Genomic DNA, 16,975 nt, shown 5'->3' with positions numbered 1-16,975 from the left:
TGCGCGTTTCCGGTGGCTCCCTCAGGCTGATGCGTATATGCATGTAACATCTTTCAGAAAGGAATTTCAAGCTGTCCTCCAAGCCGGTCCCTTCGTCATCGCCGGACGCCTCGGCGAGCCGCGCGATGCTGCACACGGTCGCCAAGCTGCACTACGAGGCGGACCTCTCGCAGGTCGAGATCGCGCGCCGGCTGAACGTCTCGGCGCCGACGATCTCGCGCCTGCTGCGCCGGGCGCGCGAGGAAGGCATCGTCCGGATCGAGATCCCCGACATCGAGACGCCGGAGGAACTGAACCAGCGCCTGGTGCAAAAGCTCGGCCTGAAGCATGCGGCCGTGGTCGAGGCGCCCGAGGCCAATCTCCTCGCCGCGCTCGCCGGCCCGGTCGGCCAGATGCTGCGCGAGGCCGGGCTTCGGCGCGACAGCGTGCTGGCGATCGGCTGGGGTCGGGCCGTGCGCGCCGTGATCGAGGCCGGCCTGCCGGAAATCGAGGGCGTCATCACGGTCCCGGCGACCGGCGGCATGCAGCAATCGGCGCCGCATTTCCAGATCAACGAATTCGTCCGCCTCGCCGCCGAGCAGCTCAGGGGCACGCCGCGCTTCATCCACGCGCCCTACCTGCCCTCGCCGGAATCCCGCGACGCCTTCCTGAGCGATCCGATCATCCACGAGAACGTCGCGCTCTGGGAACGGCTCGACGCGGCCCTCGTCGGCATCGGCCTCACCCACACCGCCGAAGGCGCCTCGTCGGCGACGCCGCACGAGCAGGCGCTGGCGCATGCCGCCGGCGACGTTGTGCGGCACTATTTCGACGTCGAGGGCGCGCTGGTTCCCTGGGAAGGGGAAAGCCGGCTGATCGCCGTCACGCCGGAACAGCTGCGCGCGACGCCGCTCGTCATCGGCGTCGCCGTTTCGACGCGCAAGGTCCCCGCCATCCGGGGCGCCATCCGCGCCGGCCTCGTCAATGCGCTCGTCACCGACGTGCGCACCGCGCAGGCGGTGCTGGAGGGCGCCTAGGCACCCTCCAGAAGCTGCATCAACCACCGACCATGAGCTTGACGATCTCGTCATGGTTGGTCTCGGCGATCTTGCGTTCGCCGGCCAGCGCGCCGCGCCGTAGCACGACGATGCGGTCGGCGACGGCGAAGATGTCCTGGAGGTTGTGCGAGATGAAGATGATCGCACGCCCCTGCGCCTTCAGGTTCTGGATCAGCGAGACGACCTTGCGCTGCTCGGGCACGCCGAGCGCCGCCGTCGGCTCGTCCATGATCAGGACGCGGGCGTTCCAGTAGATCGCCCGGCCGATCGCGACGGCCTGGCGCTGGCCGCCGGAGAAGCGGCCGACCGGCGCGTCGAGCCGGTTCACGTGGAAATCGAGCCGCGCCATCGTCTCCTTCGCCGCCTTCGCCATCGCCGGGCGGTCGAGCACGGGGATGAAGCCGAGGACGCGCTTCATCGGCTCGCGGCCGAGGAAGATGTTGGCGCCGATCGACAGATTATCGGCAAGCGCGAGGTCCTGGTAGATCGTCTCGATGCCATGCGCCCGCGCCGCCTCCGGCGTTGCGAAATGCACGGTCTCGCCGGCGAAGCGGATCTCGCCGCCGTCCGGGCCATGCACGCCCGAGATCGTCTTGATCAGGGTCGACTTGCCGGCGCCGTTGTCGCCGGCAAGCGCCACGACCTCGCCCGGATAGAGCGACATCGACACGCCCTTCAGGGCCTCGACGCCGCCGAAGCGCTTGGAGACGGAGCGGACGTCGAGGATCGGCTCGGCGGCGTGCGGCTGGGATTGCGTCTGAGCTTGCACGGACATCACTAGCGATCCCCACCGAGCTTGCGCTGCGTCTGGTCGACCAGCACCGAGATGATGATGACGACGCCGACGGCGACGAACTGCCAGAACGGCTCGACATTGATGAAGACGAGCCCGTACTGGATGACGGCGATGACCAGCGCGCCGGCGACCGTGCCCAGGATGGTGCCGGAACCGCCGAACAGGCTGGCGCCGCCGATCACCACCGCGGCGATCGAATCGAGCAGCAGCGGCTCGCCCGCCTGCGCCGCGCCTGCCGTGAAGCGCGCGGCGTAGAGGACGCCGCCGAGGCCGGCGCAGAAGGCCGAGAGCAGATAGAGCCGGCGGATATGGCGCGGCACGTTGATGCCGGAGCGGATCGCCGCCTGTTCGTTGGCGCCGATGGCGTAGGTGTGCTGGCCAAACCGCGTCTGCGACAGCAGGTAGTGCATCAGCAGGACGAAGAGCACGGTGATGATCACGACAACAGGCACGCCGAACAGGCGGCCATTGCCGAGCGAGGCGAACCAGGCATTGGCGACCGGGACGGTGGTACCGCCGGCGAGCAGGAAGGCGACGCCGCGCGCCACGCCGAACATGCCGAGCGTGCCGATGAAGGGCGGAACCTTCAGCTTCGAGATCAGGAAGCCGTTGACGTAACCCGGCCCGAGCGCGACCACGAGGCCGGCCAGGATGCCGACCAGCATCGCCGCGAAGGGCGGCAGCGAATGGCCGGCGAGATTGGTGGCGTGCGCCGCGATGACCGCGGCAAGGCCCATGATGAAGCCGACCGAGAGGTCGATGCCACCGGATATGATGACGAAGGTCGATCCGAGTGCCAGCAGCAGCGGCGCGACGGCGAAGATCGCGATCGACTGGGCGTTGTAGGCCGAGAACAGGAAGGTCTGACCGTAGCTTATGCGCGACCAGGTCTCGAAGAAGATCAAGAGCAGGGCGAGGAACAGCCAGGCGCGCAGGGCCGCAATGCGAACGATCAGCTGACGTGACCGGGACTGGGTGGGGTCCGCGCGCGATTCCGTAGACGTATGGGCGGACATGCGCCACTCCGTAGCAGGTATCGAACTGAAGGGAGACGCCGCCGGACCGCTGGCCCGACGGCGCCGGCGGCTCAATCCTTGTAGATGAACTGCGCGATCTCGGGCTTGTCGATGTTGTCCTTGTCCATGACGGTGAAGCCGGTGCCGATCGCCACCGGGATCGACTGGCCGTTCAGATGGGCAAAGGCCGAGATGAGGCCGAAATAGCCGATTTCGGCCGGATGCTGGGCAATCGCGATATCGATCAGGCCGGTCTTGATGTTATCGACGATCGTGGGCGGTGCGTCGAAGGCGACGACCTTGACCTTGCCGCTCTGGCCGGCCTGCTGCACGCCATTGGCGGCACCGATGGCCGAGAACAGGTTGGCGCCGAAGAGGCCGGCGAGATCCGGGTTGCGGGCGAAGACGGCCTGCAGCTGGGAAGCGGCCTTGTTCGAGTCGTTGTCGTTGAACTGGGTCTCGAGAACCTCGATGTTCGGGTAGTTGGCCATCTCGGCCTTGAAGCCTTCCTCACGCTGGTCGGTTGTCGAGACGCCCGGCTTGACGTTCGAGACATAGACCTTGCCCTTCTCGCCGATCGACTTGGCCAGCGCGCGCGCCGCGATGCGGCCGCCGAGAACGTTGTCGGAAGCGATGTAGGAGAGCGGGAAGTCTGCGTCGCCGGCGCCGGTCTGGTAGTTGCCGGTGCCGATGAAGGTGTCGACGGTGATGACCGGGATACCGGCTGCGTGAGCCTTCTTCAGCGGCTCGACCAGCTGCACCTTGTCGGTCGGGGCGATCAGGATCGCGTCCGGCTTGCGGGCGATGATGGCGTCCAGAACCGGCACCTGCAGGACCGAGTTGAACTCGGGCGCGCCCTGGAAGACGAGCTCGGCGCCGACGGCCTGGGCGGCCGCCTCGGCGCCCTTGCGCATGGTGATGTAGAAGCCGTCCGTCGTGATCCCGGGGATCAGCGCGATGGTGGGCTTCTTGTCCTGAGCCTGCGCCACGGCGCCGGTCATGACGGTCGCTCCGACGGCCAATGCCGCCAGTACCTTGACGATGTTCTTCATGGCGTTCCCTCGTTCTGCTTTGGAAGTGTTGCCTGGCAACGACGTTCACCCGTCGCAGCCCTTCTCCGGGGCCGCCCTGACGGATGCTCTCGATCCCGGCGGACTCGAGCAGCCGCCGTGACCGTGATCCGGTGCCGGCGCGTCATCCGCGCCGGAATTCACATCGTGATGAGGCCGAGTACCGGACAAGCAATATCGTCAGCAAGTCGACTATTGATCCGGAAATAGACCATCGATCATTGCCGACATTACCGGCAACGACTCCCTCTATTCAGATCATCTGGCTAACGACCCTGCCGGGCCAAGCCCTCCCCTTCATTCTTATTGACCGAAGCCTAGATGGGCACCCCACCCAGGTCAATGCGATATTTTACGCAAGTCAAGTTTGCTATCGCACCTCTACGGCATGGACTGAACAAACCGATCAGATGTCCTGGTTCTGCGGCAGGATCACGAGATCGCGGATGGTGACATTGGCCGGACGGGTCAGCATGAACAGCACCGCATCGGCGACATCCTCCGACAGCAGTCCCTCCCGCGCCGCGGCCTTCGCGGCGATCGCGGCCGGATCGGAATAGCCCCAGAGTTCGTTCAGCACGACGCCGGGCGCGATCGCGCCGACCCGGATGCCATGCGGCGCCGCCTGCCGGCGCACGCCATGCACGAAGGCCTGAACGGCGTGCTTGGTGGCGCTGTAGACCGGCTCCCAATGCAGCGCCTGATGGCCAGCGATGGAGCTCGTGACGATGATCTCCCCGCTGCCGCGTTCGATCATACCGGGCAGGACCGCCCGCACGGCGCGGAACACGGCGTTGACGTTGACGCGGATCACCGTGTCGAAATCGTCAGGATCGGTCTCGACCAGATCGCCGGGCAGATAGAGGCCTGCATTGGCGAGCAGGATGTCGACCTGGCCAAACCGCGCCAGCGTTTCGGCGACACTCCGCTCGACCTCGGCCGGCTTCGTCAAATCGGCCGCGATGACCAGCGCCTCGGTATCCGGAAATTCAGCGCGCACGGCCTCGAGGCGCTCGGCCGAACGGCCGACCAGCGCCAGCTTCGCGCCTTCCGCCGCCAGCATGCGCGCCAGGGCGCGACCAATGCCGGAGCTGGCGCCGGTCACCAGCGCCACCTTGCCCTTGAGATCACGACTCATGCAGACCCTCCCCGGCCCTCGACCCCGACAGCCCGGAAGTGTCCCCGGGTTCCATGTGGCGCCGTCATGAACGTCTTGCCTGACGATCCGCTGCGCGTCGGCGCGCGCACTCCTCCGGACGTCTGGCTCTCCCACCGGCAAGGCTAGCACCGCCTCGCATCGCGTCAACTTATAATTTTTCACGCGTAAAGAAGCGTGCTAGCCTTGATGAAATCGGGGCTTGCCCCCGGGCGCGCGCATCCGCAAGAACACGATCCGACCGCGACAGGACGACTCTGCGACGAACCGTGCGGCGCCTCCCCCGGGCCGCAAAGGACCTGAAAGAGCAGAATGACGGACCGCACGATCAAGAACATGGCGGAGTTCTCGGCGCTGAGCGGCATCTCGCGGCCGACCGTCTCCAAATATTTCAACGACCCCGACAGCGTCCGCAAGTCGACGCGCGCCCAGATCGAGAAAGCGCTGGCGCAATACGAGTACCGGCCCAACCTGTTCGCGGTGAACCTCAACAAGAAGCGCCCGAAGATCATCGGCGTCATCGTGCCGGACACGGCCGACACCTTCTTCTCGGAACTGGTGCGGCGCATCGAGAACCGTTGCGTCGAGAGCGGCTATCTGACGATCGTGCTGTCGTCGCGCGGCGACGCGCAGCTCGAGGCGCGTTCGGTCGAGACGCTGCTGTCGCTGAAGATCGCCGGCGCGATCGTCGCGCCGCTCGGCGTGCATTCCGACAAGGCGCTGATGCGCAGCCTCGGGGCGCGCATCCCCATGGTGTTTCTCGATTCGAGCCTCGACGAGGAGACACCCTTCGTCGGCACGGACAATTTCCAGAGCGTGCCGCTGATCACCGAATATCTCTGCCGCAGCGGCGAGCCGCCGACCTATTTCGACATGCCGGCCGTCAACCACAATGCGTCCGAGCGCAAGCGCGCCTATGTGATGACGATGGAACGCCTCGGCCTCGTGCCGGAGGTGGTCAACGTCACGCCGCACAACGACTGGCGCTTCGAGGACATCGCCTTCGAAGGGGCGCGGCGGATTCTCGAAGGGCCCGGGTTCCCGACCCGCACGATCCTCTGCGCCAACGACCGCTGCGCGGTCGGCGTGATGGCGGCCGCCTATCAGCATGGCCTCAGGATCGGCCGGGAGCCTGGATCGGACATCCGCATCGCCGGCCATGACGACCAGCCACACAGCCGCTATGGCTGCCCACCGCTGACCACGGTGGCGCAGGATTTCGAACGCCTGGCCGAGGCGTCCGTCACCATCCTGCTCGATCGCGTCGAGCGCGAGGATGGCGACGACGCCCGGAAGCCCGAGCAGGTGCGCCTCGAAGGCAAGCTCGTCATGCGGGCCTCTGCCTGAATCATTCAGCTCAAGAGCGATCTGTCCGCAAGAAGTCCCCATCAAGGACGTATGTTGGACCGCCCAGAACAACGGATCCGGAGGGTGCATTGGCCGGCTCTCATTCAGCCTCCACCATCCACGCATTCAGGAGCGTAGACCACACCAAGCACCGTAGGCCGGAAGAAGATACCAATCATGCCAAAAGCGATGACGCCGAGCGCGACGCTTCGGATCGCCTCCGTGGCCAGCCGCACCGCCATTCGCCGCGATCGCCGCCGAGGCGGCGGCCGAAGCGAATGATCTGCGCGGCGGCCTTCCCTCCACCCGTATACATGACGGCCGCGATCAGTGTCGTCGGCAGGAATGCAGGAACGTCGAGCCGAGGCTGGCGGCCATCGACGCCACCCACTGCGTGATGGCGCCGCTATAGGGCGCGAGCTTAGCCGCCAACGCCTCCAGCCGGTCCGGCGACAGCTTGGCCCAGATCTCGGTGGCGCACACGCCGACCCGCGACAGGTCGACGAGCTAGGCCGGCGGCGCCGGCAGGCGCAGCGACGGCACGGTGCGGATCATGTCGCCGATCTCGTCCGTGTTCGAGGCGACAGCGCTGACGGCCAGCCAGAAAGGCAAGAGCAGGATCGGGACCAGGATCAGTGTCTTGATTACCGCCCCGATGCTGTGGCGGCCGCCGGTGCGGCGCTGGTCCCACAGCATCAGCGGCCAGGTAGCGATGACGAGCGTCGCTGCGCAGACGATGGCCGGCAGGAAAGCAGAATCGCCAGATGCTGGTAACGAGGATGCTGCCGATAAACAGCACTGCCAGCGTCACCCGCGTGAGGTCGTGGCGATCTCCGACCATGACTTGCCGCCCCAAAAGCCGTTTGTCGTTTCGACGGCGGTCAGTGTCCGCCGAAGACCAGCGTTTGTACCGGCAGCAGGATCGCCTGCATGCGCAGGATCATGGCGTGCACCATGCCGACCGTGTCGACGACGTGTAGGAACACCCAGTTGAGCGTACTGATGTTCTTGTCGGCCAGGGCATCGTGGTTGTTGGTGTAGGCATTGGCGATGCAGCTGCCGCCGGGGGGGACGCCGTCCAGCTCGCCGACGAAGAGCGGTTCGAGATACACGGTGATCGAGCCGGGCTGGCCGAGCTTCTGCACATCGAGCAGCAGATCCGTCGACCGGAACTGGCCGGTGGCGATGACGTCCTGCACCTGCGTTACCACCATCGGTAGGATGGTGAAGGGTTTGCCAATGCAGGTGGCCTCGGCGATCATGCCAACCTTCAGCACCTGCGTCTCGATCTGGCCAAAACCGGCGATGAGGGCGCCACGCCCGGCTTCCGCCGGCACGAGGATGCCTGCCGGCCGCAGCATGGGGTTGACGACATCGCCTGGCCGCAACGTGAACTGCTGCAGCAATCCGTCCACGCCGGCACGCACCATTGTCTTGTCAAGGTCGACCTGCGCCTGGGCGAGCGCTGCCTCGGTGCTGGCCCTTTGGGCGGGCAGCAGGGTCGAGATCGTGGTCTGCAACGTCTGCTTGGCGGCGATCGCGGCGTCGAGCGCGCCCTTGCGCCCGTCTGCGGCGACCTGCAGGCGTTCGATCTCGCGCGGGGCAACGACGTTGGCGTTGCGACGCATCAGTTCCTGCTTGGTCTCCAGTTCGTTGAGCGCCTGCAGGTAGGAGCCCTCGGCCGCCTTGATCGTGCCCTCGGCGGACACGAGCTCGGTCTGCGAGACAACCGCTTCGGCGTCGATTTCGGCGATTCGCCGCTTGGCCGCCTCCAGCGCCGCTTGCTGTTCGGAGCTGTCGAGCTGGAACAGCGGCTGGCCGGCCACGACTTGCTCGTTGATGCCGACGAACACCTTGTCCACGCGTCCGCCCTTTTCCGGCAGGATCGAGATGGTGCGGAAGACGGCCGTGACGTTTTTGGTCGAGGGATGGAAGTAGAAGATCAGCGTAATCAGCGAAACCGTCAGCACGAGGCAGGCGGTGATGCCCCAGCGCAGCTCGTACCAGACCGAATAGAGCGTGATCTCGCGCCCGATCCGCTTGCCCTGGACATAGCGGCGGAAGAGATAATCCGGAACGATGGTGAGCATCGAGCAGAGAAGCAGTTCAAGCATGGCTCAGTGCCCCTCTTCCGGGGCCTTGGGGGCCGAGGTTGGCGGGTGTTCGCCGGGGTCGGGACCGGCCACTCCGGCTGCCGCAGGAGCGGGCGCTGGCGGCGGGGCCAGCGCGTCGGGATCGACACTCGCGCCGGTCGTCAGCACCGGCCTCGCGGCTCCGTCTCGCTGCCCGGCCAGCTTTTCCAGCGAGTCGGCAATTGACACCATCGGCGTGGAGAAATCCGGAAAGCGGACCAGGGCCAGCAGCAGGCCGGCGATCCAGAACAGGTGGTTGTGGGTGAAGAGCGAGATCAGCGCCAGGACGGCGACGATTTCCATCTGGACCACATTGGTCCGATGCGCCATCCGCTCCGGGAAGGCATGTAGCTGGAAGTACAGATTGCCGACGACCAGCACGGCCGCCAGCATGAAGACCAGCATGATGTTGAAAAGAACGTCGGTCTGTCCCGGCGCTGTGATGAAAAACGGCAGGTGCTCGATCGCAACCGGATGAAGTTTTTCGTCCATCGATATCCCTCCCCCAAGTGTCGAAGTCGGGGTGACGCTGCTGATGCCGGCCTGTGGGCGGCCGAACATGGCGGCGGGCACTTTGCCTCTCCTCCCACCGCAAGGATTCGAACCGTCCTAATCCAAAGCCTGCCTCCGCAGCTGAAGAGTACGACGCCTTCAGGGCAGATGTTACTTCTTTTGCAGCGCTTGGAAAGTGCCCACGTAATGCCGTCGCCACCGCGCGGACGGTGCGGCCAACATCGTCGTATCACCTGCTGCGGCAGCGACAGCCGGCGGTGTGATTGAGCACCACGTCGCGACTGCCCGCGGCAGGAAAAGCCGGCATCCGGTGCATTTTCGAGCGAATGGGACTGGCAGCGCGACAGCGCCGCTGCCGCCTGAGGCTCTATTGCGCCTCGGCCGTCAGGTCCTGACCATCGACGAAGGACTGCACCTGGTTGCGGCCGGAGACCTTGGCGCGGTAGAGCGCCTCGTCGGCGCGCCGGTAGAACTCGCTGACGCTGTCATCCGCCCGGCTGATCGTGACGCCGGCCGAGAAGCTGTAGGAGAAATCGGGACAGCCGACGAGCGGTCGCGACAGGCGCACGACCGAAAGCATCCGCTCCAGGATCAGACGGGCGTGATCGAGCGTCGTGTCCGGCAAGGTCAGCGCGAACTCCTCGCCGCCCATCCGGCCGAAGCAGTCGGCGCGGCGCAGCCGCCCCTGAATCTGCTGGGCGAAATCCTGCAGGATGAGATCGCCGGTCTGGTGGCCGAAGCGATCATTGACCAGCTTGAAATTGTCGAGATCGATGACCGCGAGGCAGCCGGCATGGTCTGCGCCGGCCCGATGGTCGGCGAGGATCTGCTCGATACGAGCGGTCAGGAAGCGACGATTGGCGATGCCGGTCAGATCGTCCGTGAAGGAGGCCTTGATCGCCAGGTCGCGATCCTGGCGGACCGCGCGCTCGTCGGCGCGGATATGGCTGATGTCGCTGGCGATGCAGAGCATCCAGCCGCTCGCCTGCACGGTCTCCGTCATCCAGAGCCAGCGACCGTCATGAAGGTCGGTCTCGAAGGCGCGGAACCCCGTCTTGCCGCGACGTGAAAGGGTCGATTTCAGCCAAGCCTCGAAATCGGCGGTACGCAGGACCGTGCCTCGCCCGAGGCCGAAATTGCGCCGCATGATCTCCGCCCAGCTCGGCGTTTCCTCCGGCTCGAGGAAATAGGCCTGCCGGAAGGCAGGATTGGCGTAGCGCAGGCGGTCGAAGCCGTCATAAACCGCCACCAGAACACCCGACGCGTCATAGAGCTCGGCGAGTCTCGCGGTGACCACGTCGTCCACGCCGATTTCTCCATCACTCCAATGCCAACGCGTGCCGAACCCGAAGACGGGTTCAGCAGATGAGACGCAGATTAGCCGAACACTGCGTCCGATCCAATATCGGTTCGGTGATAAGCGCGCGCGCCGCGACGGAAATCGCCCGTCAGGCCTGGGCGAAGGCAGCCGTCAGCACGTCGTTTTCGGTGAGCCCCCGGTTGGCGGCGAGCAGCGTCTGGCGACCGCGCGACAGCACCATGACGGTCGAGGCGAGCGCCAGCACCTCCGGCAGCTCGGACGACACGAAGACGACGCTCATGCCCTTCTTCGCGAGATCCTGGATCTGCTTGTAGATGTCGGCCTTGGTGCGGACGTCGACGCCATGCGTCGGCTCATCGAGGAACAGGATGTCCGGCTCGGAGGCGAGGCAGCGGGCGAAGATGACCTTCTGCTGGTTGCCGCCCGACAGGCGGCGGATCGGCTGCCCGGGACCGGAACAGACAATGCCGAGCGCCTCGTGGAAGCGGGCGAAGAGCGATTTCTCCGCGCCGAGATCGAGCACGCCGCCGCTCTTCTGGCGCTTGGCCACGGCGACGTTCTCGGCGAGCGACAGGCTCGGCAGGATGCCGTTGGTCTTGCGACCCTCGGGGAGCAGCGCCAGGCCGCTCCGCCAGGCTTCCGTCGAACTGCGCGGCACGACGCCGTCCGGCCGCGTGATCGTGCCGCCGGCGAGCGGCCGGAGGCCGCACAGGAGCTCCAGCAGCTCGGTTCGACCGGCGCCGACGAGGCCGAAGATGCCGAGGATCTCGCCCTTGCGCAGCGCGAAGGAGACCGGGCCGACACGGCCCTTGTCGGCGATCGCATCCGCCTTCAGCCGGACCGGCGCGTCCTCGGCGATGACGGGCGTCTCCAGCGCGTCGAAGGTGAAGGCGCGGCCGGTCATGTCGGCGATAATGCCGGCGCGCGTCGTCTCGGCCACCGGGCGGTCGCCGACGACGCGGCCGTCGCGCAGCACGACGACGCGGTCCGAGATCGCGAACACCTCGTCGAAGCGGTGGCTGATGAAGATGATGGCGACGCCATGCGCGCGGAGATCGCGGACAATGGCGAAGAGCGCCTCGGCCTCGTGCGGCGTCAGCGAGGCGGTCGGCTCGTCGAGGATCAGCAGGCGGGCGTTGCGGGCGAGCGCCTTGGCGATCTCGACGATCTGCTGCTCGGCGGTCGAGAGCGAACCGGCCTCGACGCGCGGATCGATATGGCCGGCGCCGACGCGAGCGAGCAGCTCGCGCGCCCTGGCCGCGAGCGCCTTGCGGTCGATCAGGCCGGACCGGCCGGTCATGTAGTCGCCGATGAACAGGTTCTCCATCACCGACAGCGAGGAGATCAGCGACAGCTCCTGGTGGATATGGATGATGCCGGCGTCGAGCGCCGACCGGGTATCCCGGAAGACGGTTTCCTCGCCACCCCAACGGATGGTGCCGCCGTCGCGCGGCAGCGCGCCCGACAGGATGTTGACGAAGGTCGACTTGCCGGCGCCGTTCTCGCCCAGGAGCGCGACGACCTGGCCGGCGGAAATGTCGAAATCGACCCCGTGCAGGACGCGGTTCTGGTCGAAGGATTTCGCGATGCCGCGGGCGGAGAGAAGGCAGTCGGTCATGGAGCTCTCGGATCGGGAACATGCCGCCCTCCGCCCACCCCGGAGGGGATAGGCGGAGGGCGGTCTTCAGGCGGGGAAGCGGCTTAGGTCTTGGCGCCCTTGCCGAGCACGACCGGCGCATCGATGGCGATCTCGGCCGGATAGGTCGCGCCGAAACCGAGCATGTTGTGCAGCATGACGAGGCTGTCGAAGGCCTGGCGGCCGGGCGCCTGGTCGATCAGCGCCAGGATCTCGCCGCCGTCCTTGTACTGCTGCTTCTCCGGCAGGTCGTCATAGCCGACGACGCCGACCTTGCCCGTCGCCTTTGCGTCACGCACCGCCTTGGCCGCCGCCTCGGAACCACCGGCCGTGACGTAGACGATCTGCAGGTCGGGATTGGAGGTCATGACGTCGGTCGCCTGCGAATAGGCGGTGGCGTCGTCGTCCTTGCACTCGAACGGGCCGACGATGGTGATGTCGGGGTAGTTCTTCTTCAAGAGGTCGAGCGCGCCGTTCATGCGGGCGTCGTGCTGGGCGGCGCCGAGATAGCCGGTGATGACGGCGATCTTGCCCTTACCGCCGAGCTGCTTGGCCATGAACTCGCCCGCCTTGGCGCCGGCGTCATAGGCCAGCATGCCCATCGAGACGTTGCGGTTCGACTTCTCGGCCGAGTCGGCGATGAACGAGACGAACGGCACGCCCTCGGCGACCACCTCGTTCACCTTGGCGACGGTGCCATCGAAGATCGGCACGGCGGCGATGCCGTCATACTGCTTGGTCAGCGCGCCATCAATGCCGGCAACCATCACCTCGGCGGTCAGGCCCGTGCCGAGCTGGATGTAGTCGACGGTGGTGTTGAGCGGCTTCAGATACTCGGTGGCGGCGGCGATACCCTTGTCGGCGGCTTCCCAGAAGGAAGAGCCCTGGAACGAGATCACGGCGAGGCGGAGCGGCTTCGGGGCCGGGCCTTGGGCGGCGATGGTGCCGCCGACGGCCTTGGCGCCTTCGGAGAGGGCCGCCTCTTCCGCGAGCGCGAGGCCCGGCATCAGCGGCAGAGCGAGGCCGGCGGCGGAGAGCATCAGGAAGCGGCGGCGATCGAATGTAGTCATGGTTTCCTCCAGTTGATTTTCAGTACGGAGACGGCTTTGTCGCCGTCTCAATCTTCTTCGCTGCGCCGGTTCAGGCTGTCCGCGCCGACGGCCAGGATGACGACGAGGCCGATGGTGATGGTCTGCCAGTAGCCGGAGACGTTGAGCAGGACGAACGCGTTGCGGAGCAGGCCGATCAGCGCCGCGCCGATGACCACGCCGCCGATCGAGCCCCGGCCACCGGAGAGCGCGACGCCGCCGAGGATGACCGCGGCGATGACGTCGAGCTCGTAGCCGAGGCCGAGATTGGGGTTGGCATTGGTCAGCATGCCGCCGAGCAGCAGGCCACCGAGGCCGGCGAGGCTGCCGGAGACGGTGAAGACGAGGATACGGGTCTTCGCCACGTCGATGCCGGCGAGGCGCGCGGCGCGGGCATTGTCGCCGACCGCGTAGACGTTGCGGCCCCAGCGCGTGCGGGTGGCAAACAGCCAGACGAGAATCGTCAACACCACCAGCAGGATGAACTGCACGGGGATGTCGCCGATCTTGCCATAGCCGAGGAAGGCCGCCCAATTGTCGAAGCGCTGCGGATTGCCGTTGGTGATCAGCAACGCCGCACCGCGCGCGATCGACAAGGTGCCGAGCGTCGTGATGAACGGGTTGATCCGGAGCTTGGTGATCAGCACGCCGTTGGCGAAACCGATCGCCATGCCGATGCCGATGGCGCCTGCGATGCCGAGCGACGGCATGCCGGTCGTCGCCGAGACGATGGCCGCGGTGACGGCCGACAGGCCGATGACGGAGCCGACGGAGAGGTCGATGCCGCCGGCGATGATCACCAGCGCCTGGCCGAGCGCGACGATGCCGACGACCGAGATCTGGCGGGCGACGTTCGACAGGTTGCGCCCCGTCAGGAAGAACTCGCTGGCGAAGGTCAGGCCGATGAAGACGAGGACGAGCATCGCGAGAACGGTCGCCTCGCGGCGCGTCCGCACGAAGCGGACGACGGATTCAGCATTCATGGATCAGCGTCTCTTGAAGTTGGGCTGGCGCTTTTCCTTGAACGCGGCCCGGCCTTCGGCGGCGTCCTCGGTGGCGAAACAGATCGTCTGCAGGTCGCGCTCGTAGTCGATCGCCTGCTCCTGCGGCATGGTGAAAGCCGCGTGCAGGTTGAGCTTGGCGGTCTCGGCGGCGATCGGCGCGCGGCTGGCGATCACCTCGGCGATAGCGCGGGCGCGGCCGAGGAGTTCGGCCTGCGGCACCACCTCGGAGACCAGTCCCCAGGCGAGCGCCTTCTCGGCCGGGACCGGATCGCCGGTCATGATCATCAGCGCGGCGTTGGACGGACCGACGGAGTGCGCCAGGAAGGTCGCCATGCCGCCGCCGCCGATCCAGCCGAGCTTGATTTCCGGCGCCGCGAACTGCGCATTCTCCGACGCGATGCGGATGTCGCAGCTCATCGACGTCTCCAGCCCGCCGCCAAAGGCATAGCCGTTGACGGCCGCGATGGTCGGCTTCAGCAGCTTGCGGATCGCGTCGCAATAGTCGGCGCGATTGCGGAACTGCCAGGGCGTCTCGTAGGTATCGAGCTCGCGAATGTCGGAGCCGGCGCAGAAGGCGCGCTCGCCCGCACCGGTGACGATGACGACGCGGATCGTGTCGCTGTCGTTGCACTCCTGCACGGCCGCGACAATCGCCTTTGACATTTCCGGCGTGACCGCGTTCAGCTTCTGCGGCCGGTTCAGCGTGATGGTGGCGACGTGGCCGTCGACGGTGAAGAGGATGTTGTCGGTCATTCCGCCGCCTCGCTCACCGCGCCGTCCATGACCGCGCCCTTGGCGACCAGTTCGTCGATCGCGACTTCGTCGAGGCCCGCCTCGCGCAGCACAGCGCGGGTATGCTCGCCGGCGAGCGGCGCGCCGCGCTCCACCTTCGAAGGCGTCTTCGAGAACCGAATCGCGAAGCCCGGCGTCTTCACATGGCCTTCGGTCGGATGGTCGTATTCGACGAAGGTGCCGTTGTGCTTGATCTGCTCGTCCTCGACGAGGTCGGCATAGCCATAGACCGGGCCGCACCAGATATCGGCTGCCCGCAACAGTTCCAGCCATTCGGCGGAAGACTTCGTTTTGAGCTTCTCGCGCGTCTTGGCGAAGATCTCGTCGCGCTTCTCCCAGGTGTCGATCTCGTCGTCCATGGTGAGGAAGCTTGGCTCGTCGATCACCTGACCGAGCGTCGCGAGCTTCGGGAACGAGACGATGATGTAGCCGTCGGTCGTCGCGAAGGCGCCGTAGGGCGCGCGGATATAGACATGCGCATGCGGCTCGGCCGAGCGGGTCTGCGGCTTGCCGGCGACGGTGAAGACCGAGAGCTCCTGCATCTGGATCGTCGTGATCGCATCGAGCATGTTGACCTGGACCAGCTGGCCCTCGCCCGTGCGTTCGCGGTGCAGCAGCGCGGCCAGCGCGCCCTCGAATGCCGTATAGGCGGTGATCGCGTCGACCAGATACTGGCCGGCGGCATTCGGCGGCTCGCCTTCGCGGCCGGCCGACAGCATTGCGCCCGACATGCCCTGCAGCACCAGATCCTGGCCGGGACGGTGCAGATAGGGGCCGTCCTCGCCATAGCCGGAGATCGAGACGTAGATCAGCTTCGGATTGATCTTCGACAGGCTCTCATAGTCGACGCCGAGCCGCTTCGCGACGCCGGGGCGGTAGTTCTGCAGGAAGACGTCGGCCGTCTTGACCAGCTCGAGCAGCATCGCCTTGCCGTCGGGATTCTTCAGGTCGATGGCGAGCGAGCGCTTGTTGCGGTTCAGCGACAGGAACGAGACGTTGACCTTGTTGCCGCGGGCGCCGCCGGCGGCGACATGGCGCTGCCACTCGCCGTTCAGCGGCTCGACCTTGACGACATCGGCGCCGAGATCGCCGAGGCGCTGGGCGGCGAACGGCCCGGCCATGGCGATCGAGCAATCCAGCACGCGGTAGCCGGAGAGAATGCCCATCATTCAGATTCCTTGTTTGACCGGATGGTCGCGAGACCATTCGAAAGAACAGACGGCCGATGCGGCCAAGGCAGGGTGCAGCGAGGCGTCACGTCATCCACCAGCCGCCATCGACGTTGAGCGTCTGGCCGGTAACGAAGCCGGAGGCGTCGGAGGCAAAGAAGATCAGCGCGTTGGCGATATCGGCGGCCTCGCCGCGGCGCTTGACGGCCTGGCGGTCGAGCACGAAGCGGTTGTAGCCCTCGGGATCGGGATGGATCTTTTCCGCGTCGGTCGGGAAGGCGCCGGGAGAGATCGCGTTGACGGTGATGCCGTATTGGCCGAACTCGCGCGCCCAGGCGCGGGTCAGGCCGACCAGCGCGCCCTTCGACTGGATGTAGGGCGAGAGGTTGGCCCAGCCGCCGGACAGCGTGACACTGGCGATGTTGATGATGCGGCCAAAGCCCTTTTCGCGCATCGACGACAAGGCCACCTGGACGCAGACGATGCCGGCGTCGACATTGACGCGCTGGACCGCCTGGTGCTCCTCGATCGTGTAGTCCTCGAACGGCTTCGACGGGTAGATCGCGGCGTTGTTGATGACGACGTCGAAGCCGCCGACCTCGGCCGACAGCGCCTCGAGCGCCGTGCGCAGGCCGGCGAGATCCGAGAGGTCGAGTGCCCTGAACACCAGCTTGTCGAGGCCGGCCTTGGCAGCCGCCTGCTTCAGCGCCTCGCCCTTGGCCGGGTCGTTGTCGATCGCGACGACCGTCGCGCCGGCCTCCAGGAACGCGAGCGTCGCCGGCAGGCCGAGCCCGCCGGCCGCGCCCGTGTAGAGGATGGTCTTGTTCTCAATGCTCATGGGCTAGGTCCAACTCAGGAAGAGGGCCACCCCGGACATCGCCCGGGATGGCGAAGCGGG

Annotated in this window: 18 protein-coding genes; 2 read left to right on the top strand and 16 right to left on the bottom strand. The window is 66.5% G+C overall.

Going from position 1 to position 16,975, the window contains the following annotated elements:
* The first annotated feature begins 125 nt into the window (after window positions 1-125).
* Window positions 126-1,016, top strand: a complete 891-nt coding sequence (locus tag G539_RS0107565; RefSeq protein ID WP_029074652.1) for a sugar-binding transcriptional regulator — start codon at window positions 126-128, stop codon at window positions 1,014-1,016.
* Between the two features lie 19 nt (window positions 1,017-1,035).
* On the opposite strand, the gene G539_RS0107560 is transcribed toward G539_RS0107565, so the two are convergent.
* The 4 genes from G539_RS0107560 to G539_RS0107545 all read right to left on the bottom strand — a co-directional run bounded on the left by G539_RS0107560 (window position 1,036) and on the right by G539_RS0107545 (window position 5,057).
* Entirely contained in the window at window positions 1,036-1,812 is a 777-nt protein-coding gene (locus G539_RS0107560) for an ATP-binding cassette domain-containing protein (RefSeq protein ID WP_029074651.1), read from the bottom strand.
* Between the two features lie 2 nt (window positions 1,813-1,814).
* A complete protein-coding gene (locus G539_RS0107555) occupies window positions 1,815-2,849 on the bottom strand; it encodes an ABC transporter permease subunit (protein ID WP_029074650.1) in 1,035 nt (344 codons plus the stop codon).
* A gap of 71 nt (window positions 2,850-2,920) precedes the next feature.
* Window positions 2,921-3,901 carry an ABC transporter substrate-binding protein gene (locus G539_RS0107550; protein WP_029074649.1) on the bottom strand — a complete coding sequence of 327 codons (981 nt, stop codon included), beginning with the start codon at window positions 3,899-3,901 and terminating at the stop codon, window positions 2,921-2,923.
* Window positions 3,902-4,325: 424 nt separating this feature from the next.
* Complete coding sequence (locus tag G539_RS0107545; RefSeq protein WP_029074648.1) at window positions 4,326-5,057, bottom strand: SDR family oxidoreductase; 732 nt, start codon at window positions 5,055-5,057, stop codon at window positions 4,326-4,328.
* Window positions 5,058-5,387: 330 nt separating this feature from the next.
* Between G539_RS0107545 and G539_RS0107540 the strand changes: the two genes are divergently transcribed.
* Window positions 5,388-6,422 carry a LacI family DNA-binding transcriptional regulator gene (locus G539_RS0107540; RefSeq protein WP_029074647.1) on the top strand — a complete coding sequence of 345 codons (1,035 nt, stop codon included), beginning with the start codon at window positions 5,388-5,390 and terminating at the stop codon, window positions 6,420-6,422.
* Window positions 6,423-6,526: 104 nt separating this feature from the next.
* On the opposite strand, the gene G539_RS27010 is transcribed toward G539_RS0107540, so the two are convergent.
* The 12 genes from G539_RS27010 to G539_RS0107480 form a co-directional block, all read right to left on the bottom strand.
* Window positions 6,527-6,664, bottom strand: coding sequence for a hypothetical protein (locus G539_RS27010; protein WP_156911899.1), 138 nt, complete (start codon window positions 6,662-6,664; stop codon window positions 6,527-6,529).
* 85 nt (window positions 6,665-6,749) lie between these two features.
* Complete coding sequence (locus G539_RS27005; protein ID WP_156911898.1) at window positions 6,750-6,905, bottom strand: hypothetical protein; 156 nt, start codon at window positions 6,903-6,905, stop codon at window positions 6,750-6,752.
* 24 nt (window positions 6,906-6,929) lie between these two features.
* Complete coding sequence (locus G539_RS0107525) at window positions 6,930-7,118, bottom strand: hypothetical protein (RefSeq protein WP_029074646.1); 189 nt, start codon at window positions 7,116-7,118, stop codon at window positions 6,930-6,932.
* A gap of 185 nt (window positions 7,119-7,303) precedes the next feature.
* Window positions 7,304-8,536, bottom strand: a complete 1,233-nt coding sequence (locus tag G539_RS0107520; protein ID WP_029074645.1) for an HlyD family secretion protein — start codon at window positions 8,534-8,536, stop codon at window positions 7,304-7,306.
* 3 nt (window positions 8,537-8,539) lie between these two features.
* Window positions 8,540-9,046 carry a hypothetical protein gene (locus G539_RS0107515; protein WP_029074644.1) on the bottom strand — a complete coding sequence of 169 codons (507 nt, stop codon included), beginning with the start codon at window positions 9,044-9,046 and terminating at the stop codon, window positions 8,540-8,542.
* A 388-nt stretch (window positions 9,047-9,434) separates the two neighbouring features.
* Window positions 9,435-10,373 carry a sensor domain-containing diguanylate cyclase gene (locus tag G539_RS0107510; RefSeq protein WP_029074643.1) on the bottom strand — a complete coding sequence of 313 codons (939 nt, stop codon included), beginning with the start codon at window positions 10,371-10,373 and terminating at the stop codon, window positions 9,435-9,437.
* Window positions 10,374-10,515: 142 nt separating this feature from the next.
* Window positions 10,516-12,006: a sugar ABC transporter ATP-binding protein gene (locus G539_RS0107505; protein ID WP_035830539.1), complete on the bottom strand. Its 1,491-nt coding sequence runs from the start codon at window positions 12,004-12,006 to the stop codon at window positions 10,516-10,518.
* 83 nt (window positions 12,007-12,089) lie between these two features.
* On the bottom strand, window positions 12,090-13,094 hold the full coding sequence (locus tag G539_RS0107500) for a sugar ABC transporter substrate-binding protein (protein WP_035830538.1): 1,005 nt from the start codon (window positions 13,092-13,094) through the stop codon (window positions 12,090-12,092).
* Window positions 13,095-13,141: 47 nt separating this feature from the next.
* Window positions 13,142-14,095, bottom strand: coding sequence for an ABC transporter permease (locus tag G539_RS0107495; protein ID WP_029074640.1), 954 nt, complete (start codon window positions 14,093-14,095; stop codon window positions 13,142-13,144).
* 3 nt (window positions 14,096-14,098) lie between these two features.
* Window positions 14,099-14,869 (bottom strand): enoyl-CoA hydratase/isomerase family protein, encoded by a 771-nt coding sequence (locus tag G539_RS0107490; protein ID WP_029074639.1) that lies wholly within the window; start codon window positions 14,867-14,869, stop codon window positions 14,099-14,101.
* A complete protein-coding gene (locus G539_RS0107485; RefSeq protein WP_029074638.1) occupies window positions 14,866-16,074 on the bottom strand; it encodes a CaiB/BaiF CoA transferase family protein in 1,209 nt (402 codons plus the stop codon). Before G539_RS0107485 ends, G539_RS0107490 begins: the two co-directional genes overlap by 4 nt.
* 88 nt (window positions 16,075-16,162) lie before the next feature.
* Window positions 16,163-16,915, bottom strand: a complete 753-nt coding sequence (locus G539_RS0107480) for an SDR family NAD(P)-dependent oxidoreductase (protein ID WP_029074637.1) — start codon at window positions 16,913-16,915, stop codon at window positions 16,163-16,165.
* Between the last annotated feature and the right edge of the window lie 60 nt (window positions 16,916-16,975).

Origin of the sequence: Kaistia adipata DSM 17808 (genome assembly GCF_000423225.1) — a bacterium.
Taxonomy (GTDB): domain Bacteria; phylum Pseudomonadota; class Alphaproteobacteria; order Rhizobiales; family Kaistiaceae; genus Kaistia; species Kaistia adipata.
Note: the sequence above shows the minus strand (reverse complement) of the source record. Positions and strands in the feature narration are given on the sequence as shown.